The sequence below is a fragment of the Collinsella aerofaciens genome, from assembly GCF_002736145.1.
Lineage (GTDB): Bacteria > Actinomycetota > Coriobacteriia > Coriobacteriales > Coriobacteriaceae > Collinsella > Collinsella aerofaciens_A.
In genome coordinates this window covers 1,239,933-1,260,277 of record NZ_CP024160.1, presented here as the reverse complement: position 1 = coordinate 1,260,277, position 20,345 = coordinate 1,239,933, and the positions used below count along the sequence as shown (strand labels likewise).

At 60.0% G+C, this 20,345-nt stretch carries 17 protein-coding genes and 5 tRNA genes; 21 read left to right on the top strand and 1 reads right to left on the bottom strand.

Annotation, left to right across the window (positions count from 1 at the left end; translation table 11 throughout):
- The first annotated feature begins 99 nt into the window (after positions 1–99).
- The 8 genes from greA (at position 100) to CSV91_RS05530 (ending at position 10,916) form a co-directional block, all read left to right on the top strand.
- On the top strand, positions 100–570 hold the full coding sequence (greA, locus tag CSV91_RS05565) for a transcription elongation factor GreA (RefSeq protein ID WP_006234960.1): 471 nt from the start codon (positions 100–102) through the stop codon (positions 568–570).
- A 79-nt stretch (positions 571–649) separates the two neighbouring features.
- Positions 650–2,614 (top strand): lysine--tRNA ligase, encoded by a 1,965-nt coding sequence (gene lysS, locus CSV91_RS05560; protein ID WP_099432105.1) that lies wholly within the window; start codon positions 650–652, stop codon positions 2,612–2,614.
- A gap of 388 nt (positions 2,615–3,002) precedes the next feature.
- A complete protein-coding gene (locus tag CSV91_RS05555) occupies positions 3,003–4,571 on the top strand; it encodes a threonine/serine exporter family protein (protein WP_232049567.1) in 1,569 nt (522 codons plus the stop codon).
- Positions 4,572–4,884: 313 nt separating this feature from the next.
- Positions 4,885–5,478 (top strand): DUF2798 domain-containing protein, encoded by a 594-nt coding sequence (locus tag CSV91_RS05550; protein WP_099432802.1) that lies wholly within the window; start codon positions 4,885–4,887, stop codon positions 5,476–5,478.
- Between the two features lie 187 nt (positions 5,479–5,665).
- Positions 5,666–8,308 (top strand): ATP-dependent Clp protease ATP-binding subunit, encoded by a 2,643-nt coding sequence (locus CSV91_RS05545; protein ID WP_099432103.1) that lies wholly within the window; start codon positions 5,666–5,668, stop codon positions 8,306–8,308.
- A gap of 124 nt (positions 8,309–8,432) precedes the next feature.
- Positions 8,433–8,792, top strand: a complete 360-nt coding sequence (locus CSV91_RS05540; RefSeq protein ID WP_099432102.1) for a type II toxin-antitoxin system RelB/DinJ family antitoxin — start codon at positions 8,433–8,435, stop codon at positions 8,790–8,792.
- Positions 8,789–9,310, top strand: a complete 522-nt coding sequence (locus CSV91_RS05535; protein WP_099432101.1) for a PIN domain-containing protein — start codon at positions 8,789–8,791, stop codon at positions 9,308–9,310. The genes CSV91_RS05540 and CSV91_RS05535 overlap by 4 nt, the downstream gene beginning before the upstream one ends.
- 148 nt (positions 9,311–9,458) lie before the next feature.
- Positions 9,459–10,916 carry an aminoacyl-histidine dipeptidase gene (locus CSV91_RS05530; RefSeq protein WP_099432100.1) on the top strand — a complete coding sequence of 486 codons (1,458 nt, stop codon included), beginning with the start codon at positions 9,459–9,461 and terminating at the stop codon, positions 10,914–10,916.
- Positions 10,917–10,996: 80 nt separating this feature from the next.
- Here CSV91_RS05530 and CSV91_RS05525 read toward each other — a convergent pair whose 3' ends face one another.
- Entirely contained in the window at positions 10,997–11,581 is a 585-nt protein-coding gene (locus CSV91_RS05525) for a manganese efflux pump MntP (RefSeq protein WP_099432099.1), read from the bottom strand.
- Positions 11,582–11,829: 248 nt separating this feature from the next.
- Between CSV91_RS05525 and disA the strand changes: the two genes are divergently transcribed.
- The 13 genes from disA (at position 11,830) to CSV91_RS05460 (ending at position 20,339) form a co-directional block, all read left to right on the top strand.
- Positions 11,830–12,870 carry a DNA integrity scanning diadenylate cyclase DisA gene (gene disA / locus CSV91_RS05520; RefSeq protein ID WP_006234973.1) on the top strand — a complete coding sequence of 347 codons (1,041 nt, stop codon included), beginning with the start codon at positions 11,830–11,832 and terminating at the stop codon, positions 12,868–12,870.
- Positions 12,870–13,598 carry a 2-C-methyl-D-erythritol 4-phosphate cytidylyltransferase gene (ispD, locus tag CSV91_RS05515; protein ID WP_099432098.1) on the top strand — a complete coding sequence of 243 codons (729 nt, stop codon included), beginning with the start codon at positions 12,870–12,872 and terminating at the stop codon, positions 13,596–13,598. The genes disA and ispD overlap by 1 nt, the downstream gene beginning before the upstream one ends.
- Positions 13,588–14,082 carry a 2-C-methyl-D-erythritol 2,4-cyclodiphosphate synthase gene (ispF, locus tag CSV91_RS05510; protein ID WP_006234975.1) on the top strand — a complete coding sequence of 165 codons (495 nt, stop codon included), beginning with the start codon at positions 13,588–13,590 and terminating at the stop codon, positions 14,080–14,082. The genes ispD and ispF overlap by 11 nt, the downstream gene beginning before the upstream one ends.
- A gap of 3 nt (positions 14,083–14,085) precedes the next feature.
- On the top strand, positions 14,086–15,552 hold the full coding sequence (gene cysS / locus CSV91_RS05505; protein ID WP_099432097.1) for a cysteine--tRNA ligase: 1,467 nt from the start codon (positions 14,086–14,088) through the stop codon (positions 15,550–15,552).
- Between the two features lie 122 nt (positions 15,553–15,674).
- A complete protein-coding gene (gene rlmB / locus CSV91_RS05500; protein WP_099432096.1) occupies positions 15,675–16,598 on the top strand; it encodes a 23S rRNA (guanosine(2251)-2'-O)-methyltransferase RlmB in 924 nt (307 codons plus the stop codon).
- Positions 16,599–16,601: 3 nt separating this feature from the next.
- Positions 16,602–17,279: an NYN domain-containing protein gene (locus CSV91_RS05495; RefSeq protein WP_006234978.1), complete on the top strand. Its 678-nt coding sequence runs from the start codon at positions 16,602–16,604 to the stop codon at positions 17,277–17,279.
- Positions 17,280–17,502: 223 nt separating this feature from the next.
- Positions 17,503–17,577 (top strand) — tRNA-Thr (locus tag CSV91_RS05490).
- A gap of 709 nt (positions 17,578–18,286) precedes the next feature.
- Positions 18,287–18,368, top strand: a tRNA-Tyr gene (locus CSV91_RS05485).
- Positions 18,369–18,378: 10 nt separating this feature from the next.
- A tRNA-Thr gene (locus CSV91_RS05480) sits at positions 18,379–18,454 on the top strand.
- A gap of 3 nt (positions 18,455–18,457) precedes the next feature.
- Positions 18,458–18,534 (top strand) — tRNA-Met (locus CSV91_RS05475).
- 96 nt (positions 18,535–18,630) lie between these two features.
- A complete protein-coding gene (tuf, locus tag CSV91_RS05470) occupies positions 18,631–19,821 on the top strand; it encodes an elongation factor Tu (RefSeq protein ID WP_035137538.1) in 1,191 nt (396 codons plus the stop codon).
- Positions 19,822–20,100: 279 nt separating this feature from the next.
- On the top strand, positions 20,101–20,250 hold the full coding sequence (gene rpmG, locus CSV91_RS05465) for a 50S ribosomal protein L33 (protein WP_022093895.1): 150 nt from the start codon (positions 20,101–20,103) through the stop codon (positions 20,248–20,250).
- A gap of 13 nt (positions 20,251–20,263) precedes the next feature.
- Positions 20,264–20,339: transfer RNA gene (locus tag CSV91_RS05460), tRNA-Trp, on the top strand.
- The last annotated feature ends 6 nt before the right edge of the window (positions 20,340–20,345 follow it).

Genomic DNA, 20,345 nt, shown 5'->3' with positions numbered 1-20,345 from the left:
CCTTTGGGGTGAGCACCTGACCGGCTTGCCCGCAGGCTAGCCGGTCTTTTTCGTTTTATTGACAGTTGATTGTTTGATCAGAGTTGGGGAGATATCCGTATGGACGCAAGCCAGATCGTACTGACCGCTGAGGGCCGCCAGAAGCTCGTCGAGGAGCTCGCTTGGCGTGAGGGCGATTACGCCAAGGAGATCGTCGAGGACATCAAGGAAGCCCGCGCGTTCGGCGACCTTTCGGAGAACTCCGAGTACGATGCCGCCAAGGACAAGCAGGCCCAGAACGCCGCTCGTATTGCCGAGATCCAGGCCATCCTCGCCAACGCTCAGGTTGCTGCCACCACGGGCGATCTGACCGTCTCCATCGGTTCCACCGTTTCTCTGATTGATCCCAACGGTGAGGTCATGGAAGTCACGCTCGTCGGTACCACCGAGACCAACTCGCTCGAGCACAAGATTTCCAACGAGTCTCCGGTCGGTCACGCCATCATCGGTCACGGCGAGGGCGACTCCGTCGAGGTCGTTACGCCTTCCGGCAAGACTCGCGTCTACACCATCGCCAAGATCGCACGCTAGACCACGGTCCCGCGTAAAGGTATGTTTTCGCTCCCTGGGACCGAATCCTGGGGAGCGTTTTAGTTTGAGGAGCTAACTTATGGCAGAGAACCAGAACGCCGCCGATCAGGCATCGACGCTCAACGACGAGCGCGCCACCCGCCTGGCCAAGCGCGCCGCCCTGTTCGAGGCGGGCCAGAACCCCTATCCCGAGCACTCTGAGCTTGAGGACTACGTCGCCGATATCGAGGCTAAGTACGCCGAGCTTGCCGATGGCGAGGACACCGAGGACGTCGTGAAGATCGCCGGCCGTGTGGTCGCCAAGCGCGGTCAGGGCAAGATTATGTTCATCGTCGTGCGCGATGCGACTGCCGAGATTCAGCTGTTCTGCCGCATCAACGACATGGACGAGGCTGCCTGGAATACGCTCAAGTCCCTCGACCTGGGCGACATCTTGGGCGTGACCGGCGTGGTTGTGCGCACCCAGCGCGGCCAGCTTTCCGTTGCCCCTAAGAGCGCGACCCTGCTTGCCAAGGCCGTACGTCCGCTGCCCGAGAAGTTCCACGGTCTTTCCGACAAGGAGACCCGCTATCGCCAGCGCTATGTCGACCTGATCGCCAACGACGACGTTCGCGAGACGTTCCGTAAGCGTTCGCAGATTCTCTCCACCTTCCGTCGCTTTATGGAGTCCGACGGCTACATGGAGGTCGAGACCCCCATCCTGCAGACCATCCAGGGCGGCGCTACTGCCAAGCCGTTCATCACGCACTTCAACGCGCTCGATCAGGAGTGCTACCTGCGCATTGCTACCGAGTTGCACCTCAAGCGCTGCATCGTCGGCGGTTTTGAGCGCGTGTTCGAGATCGGCCGTATCTTCCGTAACGAGGGCATGGATCTTACCCACAACCCCGAGTTCACCACGATGGAGGCCTACCGTGCCTTCTCCGACCTCGAGGGCATGAAGGCGCTCGCCCAGGGTGTCATCAAGGCGGCTAACAAGGCCATCGGCAACCCCGAGGTTATCGAGTACCAGGGCCAGACCATCGACCTTTCTGGTGAGTGGGCCAGCCGTCCCATGACCGACATCGTCTCCGACGTGCTCGGCAAGCAGGTCACCATCGACACGCCGGTCGAGGAGCTTGCTGCCGCCGCGCGCGAGAAGGGCCTGGAGATTAAGCCCGAGTGGACTGCTGGTAAGATCATCGCCGAGATTTACGATGAGCTGGGCGAGGACACCATCGTCAACCCGACCTTCGTGTGCGATTATCCCATCGAGGTCAGCCCGCTCGCCAAGCGTTTTGAGGACGACCCGCGCCTGACGCATCGCTTTGAGCTGGTTATCGCCGGCCACGAGTACGCCAACGCGTTCTCCGAGCTCAACGACCCGGTCGACCAGGCCGAGCGCTTTGCCGCTCAGATGGCCGAGAAGGCTGGCGGCGACGACGAGGCCATGGAGTACGACGAGGATTACGTGCGCGCCCTCGAGTACGGTATGCCTCCCGCGGGCGGCATCGGCATCGGTATCGACCGCGTGGTCATGCTGCTCACCAACCAGGCTTCTATCCGCGACGTACTGCTGTTCCCGCACATGAAGCCCGAGAAGGGTTTCCAGTCCGGTGCCGCTGCTGCCAAGGCTGCCGAGGCCGGCAACACCGCGAGCCCCTTCGTCAAGCCGCTCAAGCCCACGGTCGATTATTCCAAGATTGCCGTCGAGCCGCTGTTTGAGGAGTTCGTCGACTTTGATACCTTCTCCAAGAGCGATTTCCGCGCCGTGAAGGTCAAGGCATGCGAGGCCGTCAAGAAGTCCAAGAAGCTGCTGAACTTTACGCTCGACGACGGCACCGGCACCGATCGCACCATCCTCTCCGGCATTCACGGTTATTATGAGCCCGAGGACCTGGTCGGCAAGACCTTGCTCGCCATCACCAACCTGCCTCCGCGCAAGATGATGGGCATTCCCAGCTGCGGCATGCTCATCAGCGCTATCCACGAGGAGGATGGTGAGGAACGTCTCAACCTGATCCAGCTCGACGCTTCCATCCCTGCCGGCGCAAAGATGTACTAACTAGTTACGCGGTTCTACGAACCGCGTAACGGCTCGACGCTGCGCGGGCCGCATTTGGACAATCTGACGTTCAACTTCAAGGGCGCGACCAGAAGGTCAGCGCCCTTTCGTTTCACGTCACCTTGTCTCAAATGCGGCCCGCTCGCTGACTTATGTTCAACCTATGGTGTCATCTCGCCCTAAAAGGACCTTGCTCGCTCTGGCGGGCTTTCGCTGTCGTTGCCAAGGCACCGGCGTTGCCTTGGCCGTCAATAGTCATTGGGGACGTTCTTAAACGACTACCCAACGGCTATTGTGCACATGGCTCGCATGATAGCCGTCTCTTTTATGTTTCCTTTAGCCATCGCTGCCTAGGATGGGGGTTAGTCGGCAGGAAGGGAGCGTCTATATGGACGACGCGAGCGATCGTGCAATCGAAGAGGACATGCTCGATCAGTTCAACTATTTTGATGATGAGGACGAGGAATTGACCGATCGTCGCGAGCCGGCGGCGCTCGATGCTTTCGACCTTGTTGATGAAGGGCCCGACGAGGACGAGGTCGAATCGACGGAACCCCCACAGCCTTCGCACCATGATTCGTTGCTCTCAAGAGTCCCCATGCACCACGGTGTCCGTGCCGGCGCCCTCCATATGAAAACCGACTGGCGCCAGATCGTGACGGCAGGCGATGAGCTTGCCGTCGATGCGCCGCTCACCGATAAATCATCCATCATCTGCCGCACCGGCATGCTTATGCTGGCAAGCGGAACAGGTGCCTGGCGCGTGCGCGATACCATGAATCGTGTTGCTGCCGTACTCGGCGTCACGATTCACGTCGACCTGAGTCTTCTGTCGTTTGAGTGCACTTGCATCGAAGATGGCCACTGCTTTAACGAGGTTGTCAGCCTGCCCACAACGGGAGTCAATACCCATCGCATTTGGATGATGGAGAGTTTCCTCAAGGAAATCGAGACCTATGGTCGTCGCTTCACGGTACACGAGTATCACGAGATGCTCAGGACCGTTGAGAGCTCAAAGCCCGATTACTCTCCCTGGCAACAGGGCCTTGCGGCAGCCTGTGCTTGCGGCGCCTTCGTCTTTTTGCTCGGCGGCGGTCCTATCGAGATGGCCTGTGCATTCGTAGGCGCTGGTGTCGGCAACTTCGCTCGCTCCCATATTCTCAAGCAGGGTCTTGGCCAGTTTAGCGCGCTGACGACGGGCGTTGCGCTCGCTTGCGTTTCGTATCTGCTGGCATTGCTCGGCCTTGGCCAGGTCGTACCGGGGGCAATGTCGCACCAAGAAGGCTATATCGGCGCCATGCTCTTTGTGATTCCCGGCTTTCCCCTCATTACGGCAGGCCTCGACATCGCTAAGCTTGATATGCGAAGCGGCATTGAGCGTCTTTCGTATGCCGTGTCGATTATTGTGATGGCGACCCTTGTGGGCTGGATGGTTGCCGAGTGTGTGGGGCTGGCACCGGATGATTTTGCCCCGCTCGGGCTCTCACCGTTGGCTCTTACACTCTTGCGCGTGGTGATGAGCTTCGTTGGCGTATTCGGCTTCTCGGTGATGTTCAACAGCCCGGTAAAGATGGCCGCGGCAGCTGGGCTGATCGGCGCCGTGTCCAATACCTTGCGTCTGACCCTTGTCGATGCGCCGGCGCTGTTTCCCTTCCTGGGCCTGAGCTTAGGTATGCCTCCCGAGGCAGCAGCGTTTATCGGTGCGCTGGTATCGGGCCTGCTCGCGAGCTTAGCCGAAATCAAGCTCACCTACCCACGTATCGCCCTCACGGTGCCATCGATTGTCATTATGGTGCCGGGCTTGTATCTGTATCGCTCGATGTATTACATGTGCACCTTCGACACGGTCAATATGCTCGGCTGGTTTGTGCGCGCAGTGCTCATTGTGGCGTTTCTGCCCGTTGGCCTGGGCGTGGCGAGAACCCTCACCGACCCCCGCTGGCGCCACACCAGCTAATTGGTGCAAGGAGGACAGGTCACTTTGCACCAAATGAGTTGCGGTGAAATAGAGACTGAATTGCTGCTTAAAGGGTCAAAACAGTCCGTATTCCACCGCAACTTATGGGGTCGGGGGATTGTTGGTGCCCTGCATCTTCATAAACTCAACGCTTACGAAGCACGTGCTTTTCGTGCTAGGCTGGTTTCACCACATAAGTAGTCGCAGACGCACGTACCACGGGCGGGCGAGATGAAGTCCCAACAGCTCCATCTTGCTCGCCCGTTTTTGTTGCGTGGCGTAGCGGCGTAACACAGAAAGGACCATGCCCTTTATGCCTATCAACAAACGAGAGAGCCTGCTGTTTACCTTTATCATGTGCTTTTGCATGGTGCTCTGGATGAGCATCTACAACGTTGCCCTGCAGCATGGGGCCATCAACGGCGAGGTTGTTGCCGCCGCGTGGCTCGGCTTCCCCGTTGCCTACGTTTTTGCCATGTGCTGCGACTGGTTTGTTGCCAGCCCCCTTGCTAAGGGCTTCGCCTTTAAATTCCTGGTCACGCCGGGCAAGAGCTCGCCGCTTGCCATGACGCTCGCCGTCAGCTCCTGCATGGTCGTTCCCATGGTTATCATCATGTCGCTCTACGGCGCGTGCGAGGGCCTGTTCCACATGCCCGGCGGCCCGCTCGCCAACCTGCAGCTGCTACCGATGATGTGGCTCGTTAACATTCCGCGCAACTTTATCATGGCTCTACCTTGGAACCTGCTGGTGGCTGGTCCGGTTGCTCGCTTTGTCTTCCGCCGCGCCTTCCCCATGGGCACGGTCTTTGCCGAGCCGCACATGGAGCTCGTGCGCATGCCGGGCGCTCCCGTTGCCGATGCCGTCAATGACGTTGCCGAGAGCATGGACGCCGAGCCCGCCTGCTAGACAGCAGCTCAAAACCAAACCGCCAAACGGACCCGAGCAATTCCTTTTTTGTAGACGTTGTCGCGCGGCTACGGGTGGGAAAGGTCCCAACGGTTAACATATACTCCATATGGGTAAAGAGACCAAAGCGCTGCCGCGGGGCGGCGCTTTGCGTTTGAAAAAACTAGCTCGTCTAAGAGGAACTAGCATGTTAGACCGTTTTACCGATCGCGCGCGCAAGGTCATGTCCATGGCCAAGCAAGAAGCGCTCGATCTTCACTCAAATAAGGTGGGTACCGAGCACCTGCTGCTCGCACTCGCTAAGGAGGACGAGGGCATTGCCGCCGAGGCACTGCGTTCGCTCGACATCTCCTACGATGACATCATGGATACTCTCAAAGAGGTCCAGACCACGGTTCCCGAGCCCAGCGAGGAGACCGAGGCGGCCAAGCTCGCCTTTACGCCGCTCGTCATTAGCGTGATGGAGCGTTCATTCCGCGTGGCGCGTGAGAACAACCAGACCTACGTGTCGACCGAGCACTTGCTGATCGGCATCGTCGAAGAGGGCAACGGCATGGCCATGGACATCCTCATGCGCCTGGGTGTGTCGTCCGCCTCCATCAAAAAGGCTATCGAGAAGCTCACCGCCAAGGACCAGGATAAGAAGCGTCCGCTCGCTGGCGCCGGTGCTGGTCGTCCCGGTACGGGCCTGCCGTTCTTTAGCGGCTCGGATACCTCCCAGCAAAAGGGGAGCGGTACCGATACACTTAAGCAGTTCGCGACCAACCTTACGCAGAAGGCGCGCGACGGCGAACTCGATCCGGTGATCGGCCGCGAAAAGGAAGTCCAGCGTATGATGGAAATTCTTTCGCGTCGCACCAAGAACAACCCGCTCATTCTGGGCGACCCCGGCGTGGGCAAGACGGCCATCGTCGAGGGTCTGGCCCAGCAGATTGCAGCCGGCAACGTGCCCGAGAACCTCATGAACCAGAATATCTGGACGCTCGACCTGCCGGGCCTCGTGGCGGGCGCCAAGTATCGCGGCGAGTTTGAGGAGCGCCTCAAGAACGTAATCCAGGAGGCAACCGAGGCCGACGACGTCATCCTGTTTATCGATGAGATGCACACCATCATCGGTGCCGGTTCCGCCGAGGGCTCCATCGACGCGAGCTCCATGCTCAAGCCGGTGCTCGCGCGCGGTGCTTTCCAGATCATCGGTGCCACCACGGCCGAGGAGTTTCGCAAGTACCTCACCAAGGACCCGGCCTTCGAGCGTCGCTTCCAGACCATCGATGTCGAGGAGCCGAGCGTCGAGGACACGGTCAAGATCCTGACCGCGCTCAAGCCGCGCTACGAGGAGCACCACCATGTGCGCTATACGCAGGGTGCTATCGAGGCCGCCGCGAACCTCTCCAACCGTTACATCCAGGATCGCTTCCTGCCCGATAAGGCAATCGACCTCATCGACGAGGCCGGTGCCCGCGCTCGCATCGCCGCGAATCGCGCGCCCGAGCCGGTGCGCGAGGCCGAGCATCGCATCGAGGAGCTCAAGGCCGCCGCGCAGGAGGCCACCGAGAGCGACGACATGAACAAGGCTGCCGAGATCACTGAGCAGCAGAAGGCTGCCGAGATTGAACTCGCCGAGGCCAAGGCTGCCTGGACGGCCGAGCTCGACGCCAGCCCGCTCACCATCGATGTCTCCCAGATCGCCGATATCGTGTCCGTGACCTCGGGCGTGCCGGTGTCCTCGCTTACCGAGAGCGAGAGCCGTCGCCTGCTGCAGGCCGAAAGCGTGCTCAAGACACGCATCATCGGTCAGGATGAGGCTGTCGAGGCCGTCGCCAAGGCCGTGCGCCGCAGCCGTTCGCCGCTCAAGGACCCGCGTCGCCCCGGCGGCAGCTTTATCTTCCTGGGTCCCACCGGCACGGGCAAGACCGAGCTCGCCAAGACGCTCGCCGAGTATCTCTTTGGCAGCAAGGACGCGCTCATCAGCTTCGACATGTCGGAGTTTGGCAGTGAGTTCGAGGTCTCCAAGCTCATCGGTAGCCCTCCGGGTTACGTCGGTCACGACGAGGGCGGCCAGCTCACCAAGGCCGTTCGTCGCCACCCGTACTCGGTCGTGCTGTTCGACGAGATCGAGAAGGCGCACCCCGATATCTTCAACATCCTGCTGCAGGTGCTGGAGGAGGGTCGTCTGACCGATAGCCAGGGCAAGACGGTCGACTTCCGCAACACCGTGATCATCATGACGTCCAACGTGGGCGCCCGCGAGATTGCGCAGGATGCAAGCGTTGGCTTTGGCACCACCGGCGAGCAGGGTCTCACGTCGAGTGAGATCCGCGGCCGCGCGATGGGCGAGCTCAAGCGCCTGTTCCGCCCCGAGCTGCTCAACCGCATCGACGACATCGTGGTGTTCCAGAAGCTTTCGGGTGAGAACCTGACCAAGATCGCGCACCTGCTGGTGGACGACCTGCGTCAGCGTTTGATTGCCAACGGCATGAACATCAAGCTCACCGATGCGGCCTATGACAAGATCGTGGCCGAGGGCACCGACCTCACCAACGGTGCGCGTCCGCTGCGCCGTGCTATTCAAAAGCTCATCGAGGACCCGCTGTCCGAGGAGCTTCTGGCCGGTGAGTGGGGCGAGGGCGATACCGTCCTGTGCGACGTGGCCGATGGCAAGTTTGTCTTTAGCCACGGCACGGGCGAGATCCCGGCACCGCGTCCGGCGGGCACGCTCGGTGGTGATACCGCCCCGGCGGCACCGCACACTGGCAACGCCGCGCCCGTGAGCGGCGGCGTGACCTCGGGCCCCGGCGGCATGATGCAAGCCGGTTCCGGCGCGCTGTAGGGATTAAACATACCTTGTATAACGGGGGCGTTTCCGATAAAGAAGCGCCCTCATTTCTATTGAAATGCGCTTCAATCTGCCGTGCTATACTAAAATCGGGATATAGTATAGCAAAGGAGCTGATATGCCTACGTCAATACTCGACACGCGGCCAGTTCAGATGAACGTGCGTATAGATCGCCAGCTCAAAGAGGCGGGAGACGCCGTCCTGACTCATATTGGCATGACGCCGTCACAAGCCGTTCGGACACTTTGGGAGTATCTGGTCGTTAACGGACGCATGCCCTCGAAGGGAGACGCGGCGGCTCCGGTTTCTGACGGAGTGGAGCCCCGGCGCATGGAGTCAAGGGCCGCGCAAGGCAGCCATATCGTTCGTGATTCGTGCCTCAAATACGGCATCCCCATCCCTGAGTTCTCGGGAGACTATGACGACCTCTATGAGGAGGCCATGGCGGAGCGCTATCCCGAGTGGGTGGAACTATGAGCACAGAAGGCGTTCTCAAGCTGTTAATCGATACCAACGTATGGATGGATTATTTTTCTGGCAGGTCCGACCGTACGGCAAATGTCGTCCATCTGATCGAGATTGCCGACGCCTCGGAGCGGATTGCCCTGTTTGCCTCGTCGCTTTCGGTCAAAGACGTTTCATATCTTGTCTCGGCGGCAATCAAGCAGGAGTGCCGAAGAAAGACTGGCTCACTGAGCGATAACGCCATTGCGGCGGCAGACGAAACGGCCTGGGCATGCGTTCGACAGATGCGCGAGCTAGCCCTCATCGCCCCGGTCGGTGCAGACGAGGTCTTCGACTCCTTTGTGTTCAAGTACCACCACAATGACTTTGAGGACGACCTGATGCTGGGCGTCGCCAATCGCATTGATGCCGATTACGTCGTGACGGAGGACAAGAATCTTATTAAACATACCAATGGTGTATGCATTAATGTTCAACAGGCGTTGAGGTTGGTTGGGGAGTCCAACGTTCCCTCTGCACGACCCGTCTAGCCTGCTTTATCTTAATAAAGTGGCGTTTCCCCGCCGTTAGCCGATGATGCAAGGGCGCTCGGCGTTTTCGACTGGTTTATGCACGCAAAGTCTGGGAATATACAAGTCGCATGTCTTACTGTCTAACCAGTTGCGCCAAGGAGGCACCATGGACTACAAGATCACCGGCTATGAGCCCGCCCAGCTGTTCCATTTCTTTGAGGAGGTCAGCGCGATCCCCCGTGGGTCTGGCAATGAGAAGGGCATCAGCGATTTCCTGGTCGCGTTTGCCAAGGAGCGCGGCCTCGATGCGTATCAGGACGAGGTCTACAACGTCATCATTCGCAAGCCCGCTTCTGCCGGCGCCGAGAATGCCCCGACCGTGATGCTGCAGGGCCACATCGACATGGTGTGCGACAAGCTGGGCTCTGTTGAGCACGACTTTACGACCGATGGTATCGACCTGGTCGTCAAGGACGGCGTCCTCACCGCTAACGGCACCACCCTGGGCGCCGACAACGGCATTGCTGTCGCTCTGATGCTTACTGTACTCAACGACGATTCGATTGCTCACCCCGCCCTCGAGTGCGTATTCACCACCGACGAGGAGACTGGCCTGGTCGGCGCCGAGACGCTCGACAAGTCCCAGATTAGCGCCCGCACCATGATTAACCTTGACTCCGAGGAAGAGGGCGTTGCCACTGTCAGCTGCGCCGGCGGCGTCGTTGTTACCTACACCTGCCCCATCGTGCGCGAGCACAAGACCGGCAGCACCCTCACGCTCGACATCTCCGGCCTGCTGGGCGGTCATTCCGGCAGCGATATCAACCTGGAGCGCGGCAACGGCAACCTCATCATGGCCCGTATCATCGACCGCCTGATGGTTGCCGGCGAGCCCGCCATCGTCAGCTTTAACGGCGGCACCAAGGACAACGCCATCAACCGTGAGTGCAAGGCCGTTCTGGTCTATGCCGACCATGCTGCCGCCGAGGCCGCGGCCGAGATCGCAAAGGGCATCATCGCCGACGTCACTGCCGAGCTCGAAGTCTTCGACCCCGGCTTTACTTGCACCGTCGAGATTGCCGACGACGCCGAGGTTGAGGCCATGGACCAGAAGTCCGCACTTGCCCTCATTCGCGCTCTGCGTCTTGCCCCCAATGGTGTGATCCGCCGCAACGTCGCCACCGACGGCTCCGTTGAGGTTTCCTCCAACATCGGCGTGGTCGCCACCTCCGATAACGAGGTCAAGATCATGCTGTCCCCGCGCTCCTCGATCACTTCGCTGCAGAACGAGTTCAAGGACCGCCTGCAGACGCTGGCCGATGTCTTGGGTTTCGACGCTAAGTTTGAGTTCGAGTATCCCGGCTGGAGCTATGCCGAGCATTCGCCGGTCCGCGACGTCTTTGTCGAGAGCTATCGCGAGCTCTTTGGCTCCGAGCTGCGCATCGAGTCCATTCACGCCGGCCTTGAGTGCGGCCTGTTTGCCGAGGCCCTGCACGGCCTGGACGCCATCGCCGTGGGCCCGACGCTCTCCGATGTCCACACCCCGGACGAGAGCATGGAGCTCGCTTCTGCCGAGCGCTTCTACGAGCTGCTCATCGACGTCCTCAAGCGCCTCGCTGCGTAAAGGTCGCCTTGGTTAAGCCGCTCTAAAACGGCTGGCTATGAAAACGGCCGCCTGGCGTAATGCCGGGCGGCCGTTATTCGTTACAGTGCGAGAACCCCCAGATGCTCAAGCAAGATCTTAAGCCCGATGAGGATGAGCACGACGCCACCCACGATGGTGGCGGGTTTTTCGTAGCGCGCGCCAAAGGTGTGGCCGATCGCTACGCCGGCGATGGAGAAGATAAACGTTGTGACGCCGATAAGCGATACGGCGGGAACGATGTCAACCGAGAGCGCCGCAAACGAGATGCCTACGGCTAGGGCGTCGATTGAGGTGGCGATGGCGAGGATCAGGTATTCTACCAGGTCAATCTTTTCGGCATCCTTGTCGTCGCCTTCGTTCTCATCTTCGTCTTCGGAAAAGGCTTCCCACAGCATTTTGCCGCCGATAAAGGCCAAAAGGATAAAGGCGATCCAATGGTCGATGGGTCCGATGATGCCCATGAATTGACTGCCGAGCGCCCATCCTATTACGGGCATGCCGGCCTGAAAGCCGCCAAAGAACAGGCCGAGCACTACGGCGACTTTAAGGTTGATTTTCTTCATGCCAAGGCCCTTGCAGATGGAAACGGCAAAGGCGTCCATCGAAAGGCCAACGGCGAGCAACACGAGCTCTGCGAATCCCATAGTCTGGCTCCCTCTCTGCGGGCGAGCCCGATTACGCGACTACTCCCTCATTTATATGAGACCCGATGCTACCACACGAGCAGTCAAAAGAACCCCGTCTCAAATGAGCTACCTAAGCGGTGTTCGCTCATTCTGTAAGCATCGGATTTCGCAAGCGCTGCGGGGACAAACCGTGAGAAACTATTTAGCGTTTATGGAGCGTATACGATGGGAGCGATGCCTTGGATAAGAACGAGCTGCAAAAGCGTATGGAACAGGCTATCCGCCTGACGGCACCTGGTCAGCCGATCCGCACCGCCCTCGACATGATCATCGCCGGTCACCTGGGCGCCCTTATCTGCGTCGGCGACACCGAAAACGTGCTCGCTGCCGGTAACGACGGCTTCCCGCTCAACATTTCGTTCACCTCGAACCGTCTGTTCGAGCTCTCCAAGATGGACGGTGCCATCGTCATCGACGGTGACCTCACCCAGATTCTGCGCGCCAACTTCCACCTCAATCCCGATCCCTCGCTTGCCACGAGCGAGACGGGCATGCGTCACCGCACCGCCGCTCGCATGTCGGTGCTCACCGATGCCATCGTGATCTCGGTCTCGGCCCGTCGTGCCGTCGTTAACGTGTACGTCCACGGCAAGAGCTACGAGATCCAGCCCGTCACCACCATCATGAGCTCGGTCAATCAGCTCGTCGCCACGCTCCAGACTACCCGTCAGTCGCTCGATCGCTCCCTGCTGCGCCTGACGGCCCTCGAGCTCGACGACTACGTTACGCTCGCCGACATTACCGGTATTTTTTCGAGCTTCGAGATCATGCAGCAGGCAAAGACTGAGCTTAAGGATTGCATCGTCAAGTTGGGCAACCAGGGCAAGCTCGTGCAGATGCAGCTCGAGCAGCTCGCGGGCTCCAGCATGGATACCGAGTATGACCTGATGATTCGCGACTACGCGAGCGATTCCTCCGAGGCAAACGCCGAGAAGATTCGCGCCGAGCTCGCTCGCATGACACCTAAGGACCTGTCCGACCCACAACATGTGGCAGCGGTTCTGGGTTACGACGACCTGGACGAGGACTCCGTCATGACGCCGCTGGGCCTACGTACGCTTTCGCGCGTGTCCGTTGTGCGCGACGGCGTGGCCGAGAAAATCGTCGACGAGTACGGCTCGTTGCAGGAGCTCATGGACGACATCAGCGAGGATCCGGAGCGCTTGGGCGACTTTGGTGTTAACAACCCTGCCATTCTTGCGGACTCGCTGTACCGCATGAAGGGCACCAAACAGGGGAACGCATAATGGCGCCCGTATGCGCCGTGGTCGTTGCCGGTGGCAGCGGTCAGCGCTTTGGAAATCCCGGCGGCAAGCAGCTCGTTAACGTGGCAGGTCGTCCGCTCATGAGCTGGTCCATCCGCGCGTTCGACCGGAGCGACAAGGTCGGCCACATCGTCGTGGTTTGCCCTGCCGAGCGCCGTGCCGAGATGCGCCGCCTGGCCATCGACCCGTTTGACTATGACACGCCCATCAGTTTTGCCGATGCCGGCGATACCCGCCAGGACTCCACCCGCGCAGGTGTGCACGCGGTGCCGGCGGGCTTTGAATACGTCGCCATTCACGATGGCGCTCGTCCGCTCATTATGACCGAGGCCATCGACCACGCTATCGACGTGCTCGTGAGCGACCGTGCCCTCGACGGTGTCGTGTGCGGCCAGCCCGCGATTGACACGCTCAAGATCGTCGATGGCGACAACATCGTCGAGACGCCGCCGCGCGAGCTCTATTGGGCCGCTCAGACGCCGCAGATCTTTAGCGTCGACGCCATGAAGCGCGCCCATGCCGCGGCGATTGCCGAGGGCTTTATCGGCACGGACGATTCGTCACTGGTCGAGCGCATGGGCGGACGCGTTCGTTGCGTCCAGAGCCCGCGCGACAACCTTAAGGTGACGGTGCCCGAGGACCTGCGTCCTGTAACCGCGATTCTGCTCGGTCGCATGGCCGAGGGAGAGGACCTTCCCCATGTTCAGTAACCTGCGCATTGGCCACGGCTACGACGTCCACCGTTTGGTGGAGGGGCGTCGATGTATCATCGGCGGGGTCGACATTCCCTACGAGCGCGGCCTGCTGGGCCACTCGGATGCCGATGTGCTCGCGCACGCCTTAGCCGACGCCATTCTGGGCGCCTGCCGCGGGGGAGACATCGGCAAACTATTTCCCGACACCGATCCCGCCTACGAGGGCGCCGATTCGATGGTGCTGCTCGCTCGCGTGATGGACTATGCGCGTGAGCTGGGCTTTGAGTTTGTCGATGCCGATTGCACCATTGCCTGTCAGCAACCCAAGATCACCCCGCACCGCGATGCCATGCGCGCCAACCTTGCCCATGCCCTGGGCGTTGACGTCGAAAACGTGGGCGTCGCCGCCACTACGACCGAAAAGCTCGGTTGGGAAGGCCAGGGCGAGGGAATCGGTGCCTGGGCCGTCTGCCTGCTACAGAAAACCGTTAAGGAGTAACGAATGCGTATCTACAACAGCGCTACCCATAAAAAGGAAGAGTTCCAGCCCATCGAGTCCGGCAAGGTCCGCATGTACGTGTGCGGCCCCACGGTCTACGACAACATCCACATCGGCAATGCCCGCACGTTCATCAGCTTTGACGTGATTCGTCGCTGGCTCATCGCGAGCGGCTACGAGGTCACGTTCGCCCAGAACCTCACCGATGTCGATGACAAGATCATCAAGCGCGCCAACGAGCAGGGCCGCACGGCCGCCGAGGTCGCGACGGAGTTTTCCGACAAGTTCATCGGCGTCATGCGTGCCGCCAACGTGCTCGATCCCGATGTGCGCCCCCGCGCCACCAAGGAGATCGGCCCCATGATCGCTATGATCAAGACGCTTATCGAGCAGGGCCATGCCTACGCCGCCGATAACGGCGACGTGTACTTTGCCGTGCGCAGCGATCCCAACTATGGTCAGGTCTCGGGCCGTAACATCGACGATCTGATGGTTGGCGCGCGCATCGAGGAGAACGAGGACAAGAACGACCCGCTCGACTTTGCCCTGTGGAAGGCCGCCAAGCCCGGCGAGCCCAGCTGGCCGAGCCCCTGGGGCGAGGGCCGTCCCGGTTGGCACACCGAGTGCGCCGCCATGGTGCATCGCTACCTGGGCACTCCGATCGACATTCACGGCGGCGGCTCCGACCTTGCCTTCCCGCATCACGAGAACGAGTGCGCCCAGGCCACCTGCGCCTGGCACCAGGGCTTCTCCAACACCTGGATGCACACGGGCATGCTGCTGGTAGACGGCGAGAAGATGTCCAAGTCGCTCGGCAACTTCTTTACGCTGGCCGAGGTCCTCGAGCAGCACTCCGCTGCCGCCCTGCGCCTGCTGATGCTGCAGACGAGCTATCGCTCGCCGCTCGACTTTTCTTGGGAGCGCCTGGAGGGTGCCGAGAACTCGCTCACGCGTATCGCCGGTACGGTCGAGAACCTTCGCTGGGCCGCGAACCATGCGACGGCCGATGCCGATGAGGCAGCATCCGAGGCGTTTGCCGCCAAGGCCGCCGAGACCCGTGCCACCTTTAAGGAGTGCATGGACGACGACTTTAACACCGCTGGTGCCATGGGTGCCGTCTTTGGCTTTGTGACCGAGTGCAACCAGTACCTGGAGCAGGCGGGCGACGCTGCCGACAAGGCCGCCGCGCTTGCCGCCGCCGACACGCTGGCCGAGCTGCTCGATACGTTTGGTGTTGAGCTTCCCGAGCCCAAGGTCGAGCTGCCGCTGGGTCTGCTGGGTGTTGCCGCCGGCCTGGTCGCCTATACGGGCGACGACGTGGACGAGGCTGCTGCCAAGATTCTCGAGGCCCGCGCCGAGGCCCGCGCCGCCAAGAACTGGGATCTGGCCGACGCCATCCGCGACCAGCTCAAGGACCTGGGCCTGACGATTGAAGATACTGCCGCGGGCACCCGCATCAAGACTCTCTAGAGGCAAAGCGCTTGAGTAGGGACGCCTCGGGACTGGCCTGAAAATAATGCCGAAGGCGTGATTTTCGGACCTGTCCTAGGGCGTCTCGTCCATTTCAGTTTCTATATCTCGAGGATTTTCACATGGCTGATAACCGCAAGCGAGGGGGGTCTCGTTCCAATAACCCCGGCAAGGGTGGCAGCCGTCGCGACCAGCGTACCGGCCGTCTGCAGCGTGATGGCCGCGACCGGCAGCACGATCGCTCCCAGGCTCAGTCTGCGCGTCCGCAGCGCAACCGCGACAACGTTCAGGCTCCCAAGGGTGAGTTCATCGAGGGTCGCCGTGCTGCCGCCGAGGCGCTGCGCACCGGTTTTCCCATCAAGTGCGCGCTCATCGCCGAGGGCGGGGAGCGCGATGCCGCCCTGTCTCGTCTGGTCGATGACCTCAACGCCGCGGGCGTCCGCATTAAGTATGTGCCGCGTGCGCAGCTCGATGCGCTGTCGAGCCATGGCGCTCACCAGGGCATCGCGCTCGAGGTTGGCAACTTCCCCTATGCCGATGTCGTCGATATTCTCGACCGTGCAGGCGAGGGCCCGGCACTTGTCGTGGTGCTCGACCATGTGACTGACGACGGCAACTTTGGTGCCATCGTGCGCTCCGCCGAGGTTGTGGGCGCGGCCGGCGTCATCATCGCCAACAAGCGCGCCGCCGGTGTGACCGTGGGCAGCTACAAGACTTCAGCCGGCGCCGTCATGCATCTGCCTATCGCGCAGGTGCCCAACATCGCCCGTGCGCTCGACGATCTTAAGGCCGCTGGCTTTTGGGTGGGCGGTGCCTCCGAGCACGCCGAAGGCAGTTGCTGGGATGCTTCCTTCGAGGGCCGCGTGGCGCTCGTCATGGGCTCCGAGGGCGACGGCATCTCGCGCCTGGTGCTCGAGAAATGCGACTTTTTGACCAAACTTCCCCAGCGCGGCATGACCGAGAGCCTCAATGTTGCCCAGGCGACCACGGCGCTGTGCTTTGAGTGGCTGCGCCGCAACGCCGGCGAGCTCATGGGAGAGGAGTAGCGCATGTCCAAAAAGAACCGTGCCAAGTCCAAGGCCAAGCGCTTTGGTGAGGGCTCGGCCAAGCCGATTGTTTCGGCCGCGACCTACGGCGTGGGCGGCAATGCGTTTGCGCAGGCCATCGCTGACCCGGTCTCGACGGTGCACTCCAACAAGCCCGAGCTGTTGGTGGTCGACGGCTATAACGTGATCCACTGCACGCCGCGCTACGAAAAGCTCGTGTACGACCATTCCGACGATCCGTATTCCAGCGACGTTCACGATATGGCGCGCACCGCCCTCATTAACGACGTGGCGGCGTTTGCCCAGGGCCGCTACGAGGCCGTGATCGTGTTCGACGGCGCGGGCAATATCTCCAGCGAGCGCCCCAATCTGCCGGCCCGCGGCGTGCGCATCGAGTTTTCGCCGACGGGTGTTTCGGCCGATACCGTGGTGCAGAAGCTCTGCATCGAGGCACGTGAGGAAGGCCGCGCGTGCTCCGTGGTATCGAGCGACGGCACGATCCAGGCCGTTGTCATGGGCAAGGGCGTCACGCGCATCTCGAGCCGTATGCTGGTGGACGAGATCAAACAGATCGATAACGATGTTCACGAGGCAGAGGAAGCCCCGCAGATTAAGATGACTCTGGGCAGCCGCCTGAGTCCCGATGCCCTGGCCAAGCTCAAGGCCCTGCGCGGACGGTAGGGGATTATCCATAGAGACCCGTTTCCCAATTGGCCGGCCCGTTGATTTGTAATCAATGGACTGTGGGTTGCCGTCGCCAAAACGAATAGTTTTTGGTTTTGGCGAACGGATAAAACTATTCGTTCTGACGAATAGTTTTGAGATGTGGTCGGTCAAAGGGTCTGTTGCGCCTCGTCCGCAATTCCTTTATTCTTATCTGGCTTCGCGCGAAAGCGCCAAGTGTGCCAGTGTGGCGCAACGGTAGCGCAACTGATTTGTAATCAGTGGGTTGCAGGTTCGATTCCTGTCACTGGCTCCATGAGAGTTTCGGGCTCTGTTCCTTATGGGACAGGGCCCGTTTCTTTTTTGTCGATAAGTCGGCGGGTTTGGCGCAACCTAGCTTCAGGTTTGTCTCGATCTGTAACAAGAAGGGGCGGAAAACCGTTCTTACTGTTACAGATTGAGACGTAAGCTGGGGTCTCTGCGAAACATCTCGATCTGTAACAGATAGGGGAGAAAATGTTCTCTAAATGTTACAGATTGAGACAAAGGCGGGAACGAACCCAGCCGTTCACCTTGGGCGTGGATTATCGGACGAACGAGCGTGGAAAATCTCCCGCTTAGTGAATGAACGTGGATAATCTGCCACTTTGGCCTTGGGGGCACGCCAAAAGTGGGAGATTATCCACGTTCGATTTCAAACGGAAGAAAATCCACGCTCGATTCTGACGCGGAAGCTCGATCTTGACCTATATATAGGTGCAAATAAGCCGTTATCGAAGTTCGATCCTGAAGGTGTACTCCACTACACCAAAGTGTTACCTCGGGAAACGTCGCCTCAGTATCCAAATCCACCGTCCTTCATATCCAAACTCAACAAAACCGCAGGTCAAAAGTATATAGATACGCCCGGCACCGTGTATCTAGAGGTTTTCGTTGACAGCCCCCAAGGTGGCATCGTATTATCTACTTCGTTCGCGGGGGCGGCGGTCCAAAAGACCTAAGAACCTGCGGATACTTGAACGATTGGGAGTTTGCCCGAGTGGTTAATGGGGACGGGCTGTAAACCCGTTGGCTCTGCCTACATAGGTTCGAATCCTATAGCTCCCACCCGTCAAGTGCCTGTATAGCTCAGTCGGTAGAGCACTTCGTTGGTAACGAAGAGGTCACCAGTTCAAGTCTGGTTGCAGGCTCCATCCGGCGGTGTAGCTCAGTTGGTTAGAGCACACGGTTCATACCCGTGGCGTCACTGGTTCGAATCCAGTCACCGCTACCATAGGTAACACGGTGGCTTCTCAATAGTATGTTGAGAGGCCACTATGGTATAAAGGCAAAGTCCCGTCCGGGGACGACCTGTTTAGAGGAGGGCTTTATGGCCAAAGAGAAGTTTGAGCGCACTAAGCCGCATGTTAACATCGGCACCATTGGTCACGTCGACCACGGCAAGACCACGCTGACCGCTGCCATCACCAAGGTTCTCTCCGAGACCGAGGGCTGCAAGGCTGACTTCACTGCGTTCGAGAACATCGACAAGGCTCCCGAGGAGCGCGAGCGCGGCATTACGATCTCCGTCTCCCACGTCGAGTACGAGACTGCTGCCCGTCACTACGCTCACGTTGACTGCCCGGGCCACGCTGACTACGTCAAGAACATGATCTCCGGTGCTGCTCAGATGGACGGCGCTATCTTGGTCATCGCCGCCACCGACGGCCCCATGGCTCAGACCCGCGAGCACATCCTGCTCGCCCGTCAGGTCGGCGTTCCCTACATCGTCGTCTTCCTGAACAAGTGCGACATGGTCGACGATGACGAGCTCATCGACCTCGTCGAGATGGAGACCCGTGAGCTCCTCTCCGAGTACGATTTCCCCGGCGACGACATCCCCGTCATCCGTGGTTCCGCTCTGGGCGCTCTCGAGGGCGACGCCAAGTGGATGGACGCTATCCGCGAGCTCATGAAGGCCGTCGACGAGTACATCCCGACGCCTGCTCGCAACAACGACCTCCCCTTCCTGATGGCCGTTGAGGACGTTATGACCATCTCCGGCCGTGGTACCGTTGCTACCGGCCGTGTCGAGCGCGGTGAGCTCAAGCTCAACGAGCCCGTCGAGATCGTCGGCATCAAGGATACCCAGAACACCGTCGTTACCGGTATCGAGATGTTCCGTAAGTCCATGGACTTCTGCGAGGCTGGCGACAACGTCGGTCTGCTGCTCCGCGGCATCAAGCGCGAGGACATCGAGCGTGGCCAGGTTCTCTGCAAGCCCGGTTCGGTTACCCCGCACACCAAGTTCACCGGCGAGATCTACGTTCTGACCAAGGAGGAGGGCGGCCGTCACACCCCGTTCTTCGATGGTTATCGTCCTCAGTTCTACTTCCGTACCACCGACGTTACCGGTACGGTCAAGCTCCCCGAGGGCACCGAGATGGCTATGCCTGGTGACCACATCACCATCGAGGGCGACCTCATCCACCCGATCGCCATGGAGGAGGGCCTGCGCTTCGCTATCCGCGAGGGCGGCCACACCGTCGGTTCGGGCATCGTCTCCACGATCATTGAGTAAATTAGCTCTTTGATATAGCTGACTTAGAGAACCCGGCACTTATATGGGTGCCGGGTTCTTTTCTGCAATGGATGTTGAGCCGTTGCTGGTGTCGAGAGGATCGATAATGGTCCTGGATGCACCGTCGATTAGCTCTCGATGGCTTCATTGATGTGTTCCAAATATGAATGGATCCACCGAGAACCAATTGACTCGAGGTTTTCATTGACAGCACTTACGTGGAGCTGATAAAGTAACAACTCGTGCCCGTACGGGGCGGAAATGAAAGGTTCAGGATACATGCGTACTCTAGTTACTCTTGCGTGCACTGAGTGCAAGCGCCGCAACTATACGACCACCAAGAACAAGTCGACCATGCCTGATCGTATGGAGATCAAGAAGTATTGCCCCTGGTGCCGTCACCACACGCTGCACAAAGAGACTCGCTAGTCTCTAGTCACATACGCCAGTAGTTCAATTGGTAGAGCATCGGTCTCCAAAACCGAGTGTTGAGGGTTCGAGTCCTTCCTGGCGTGCCAGTCATT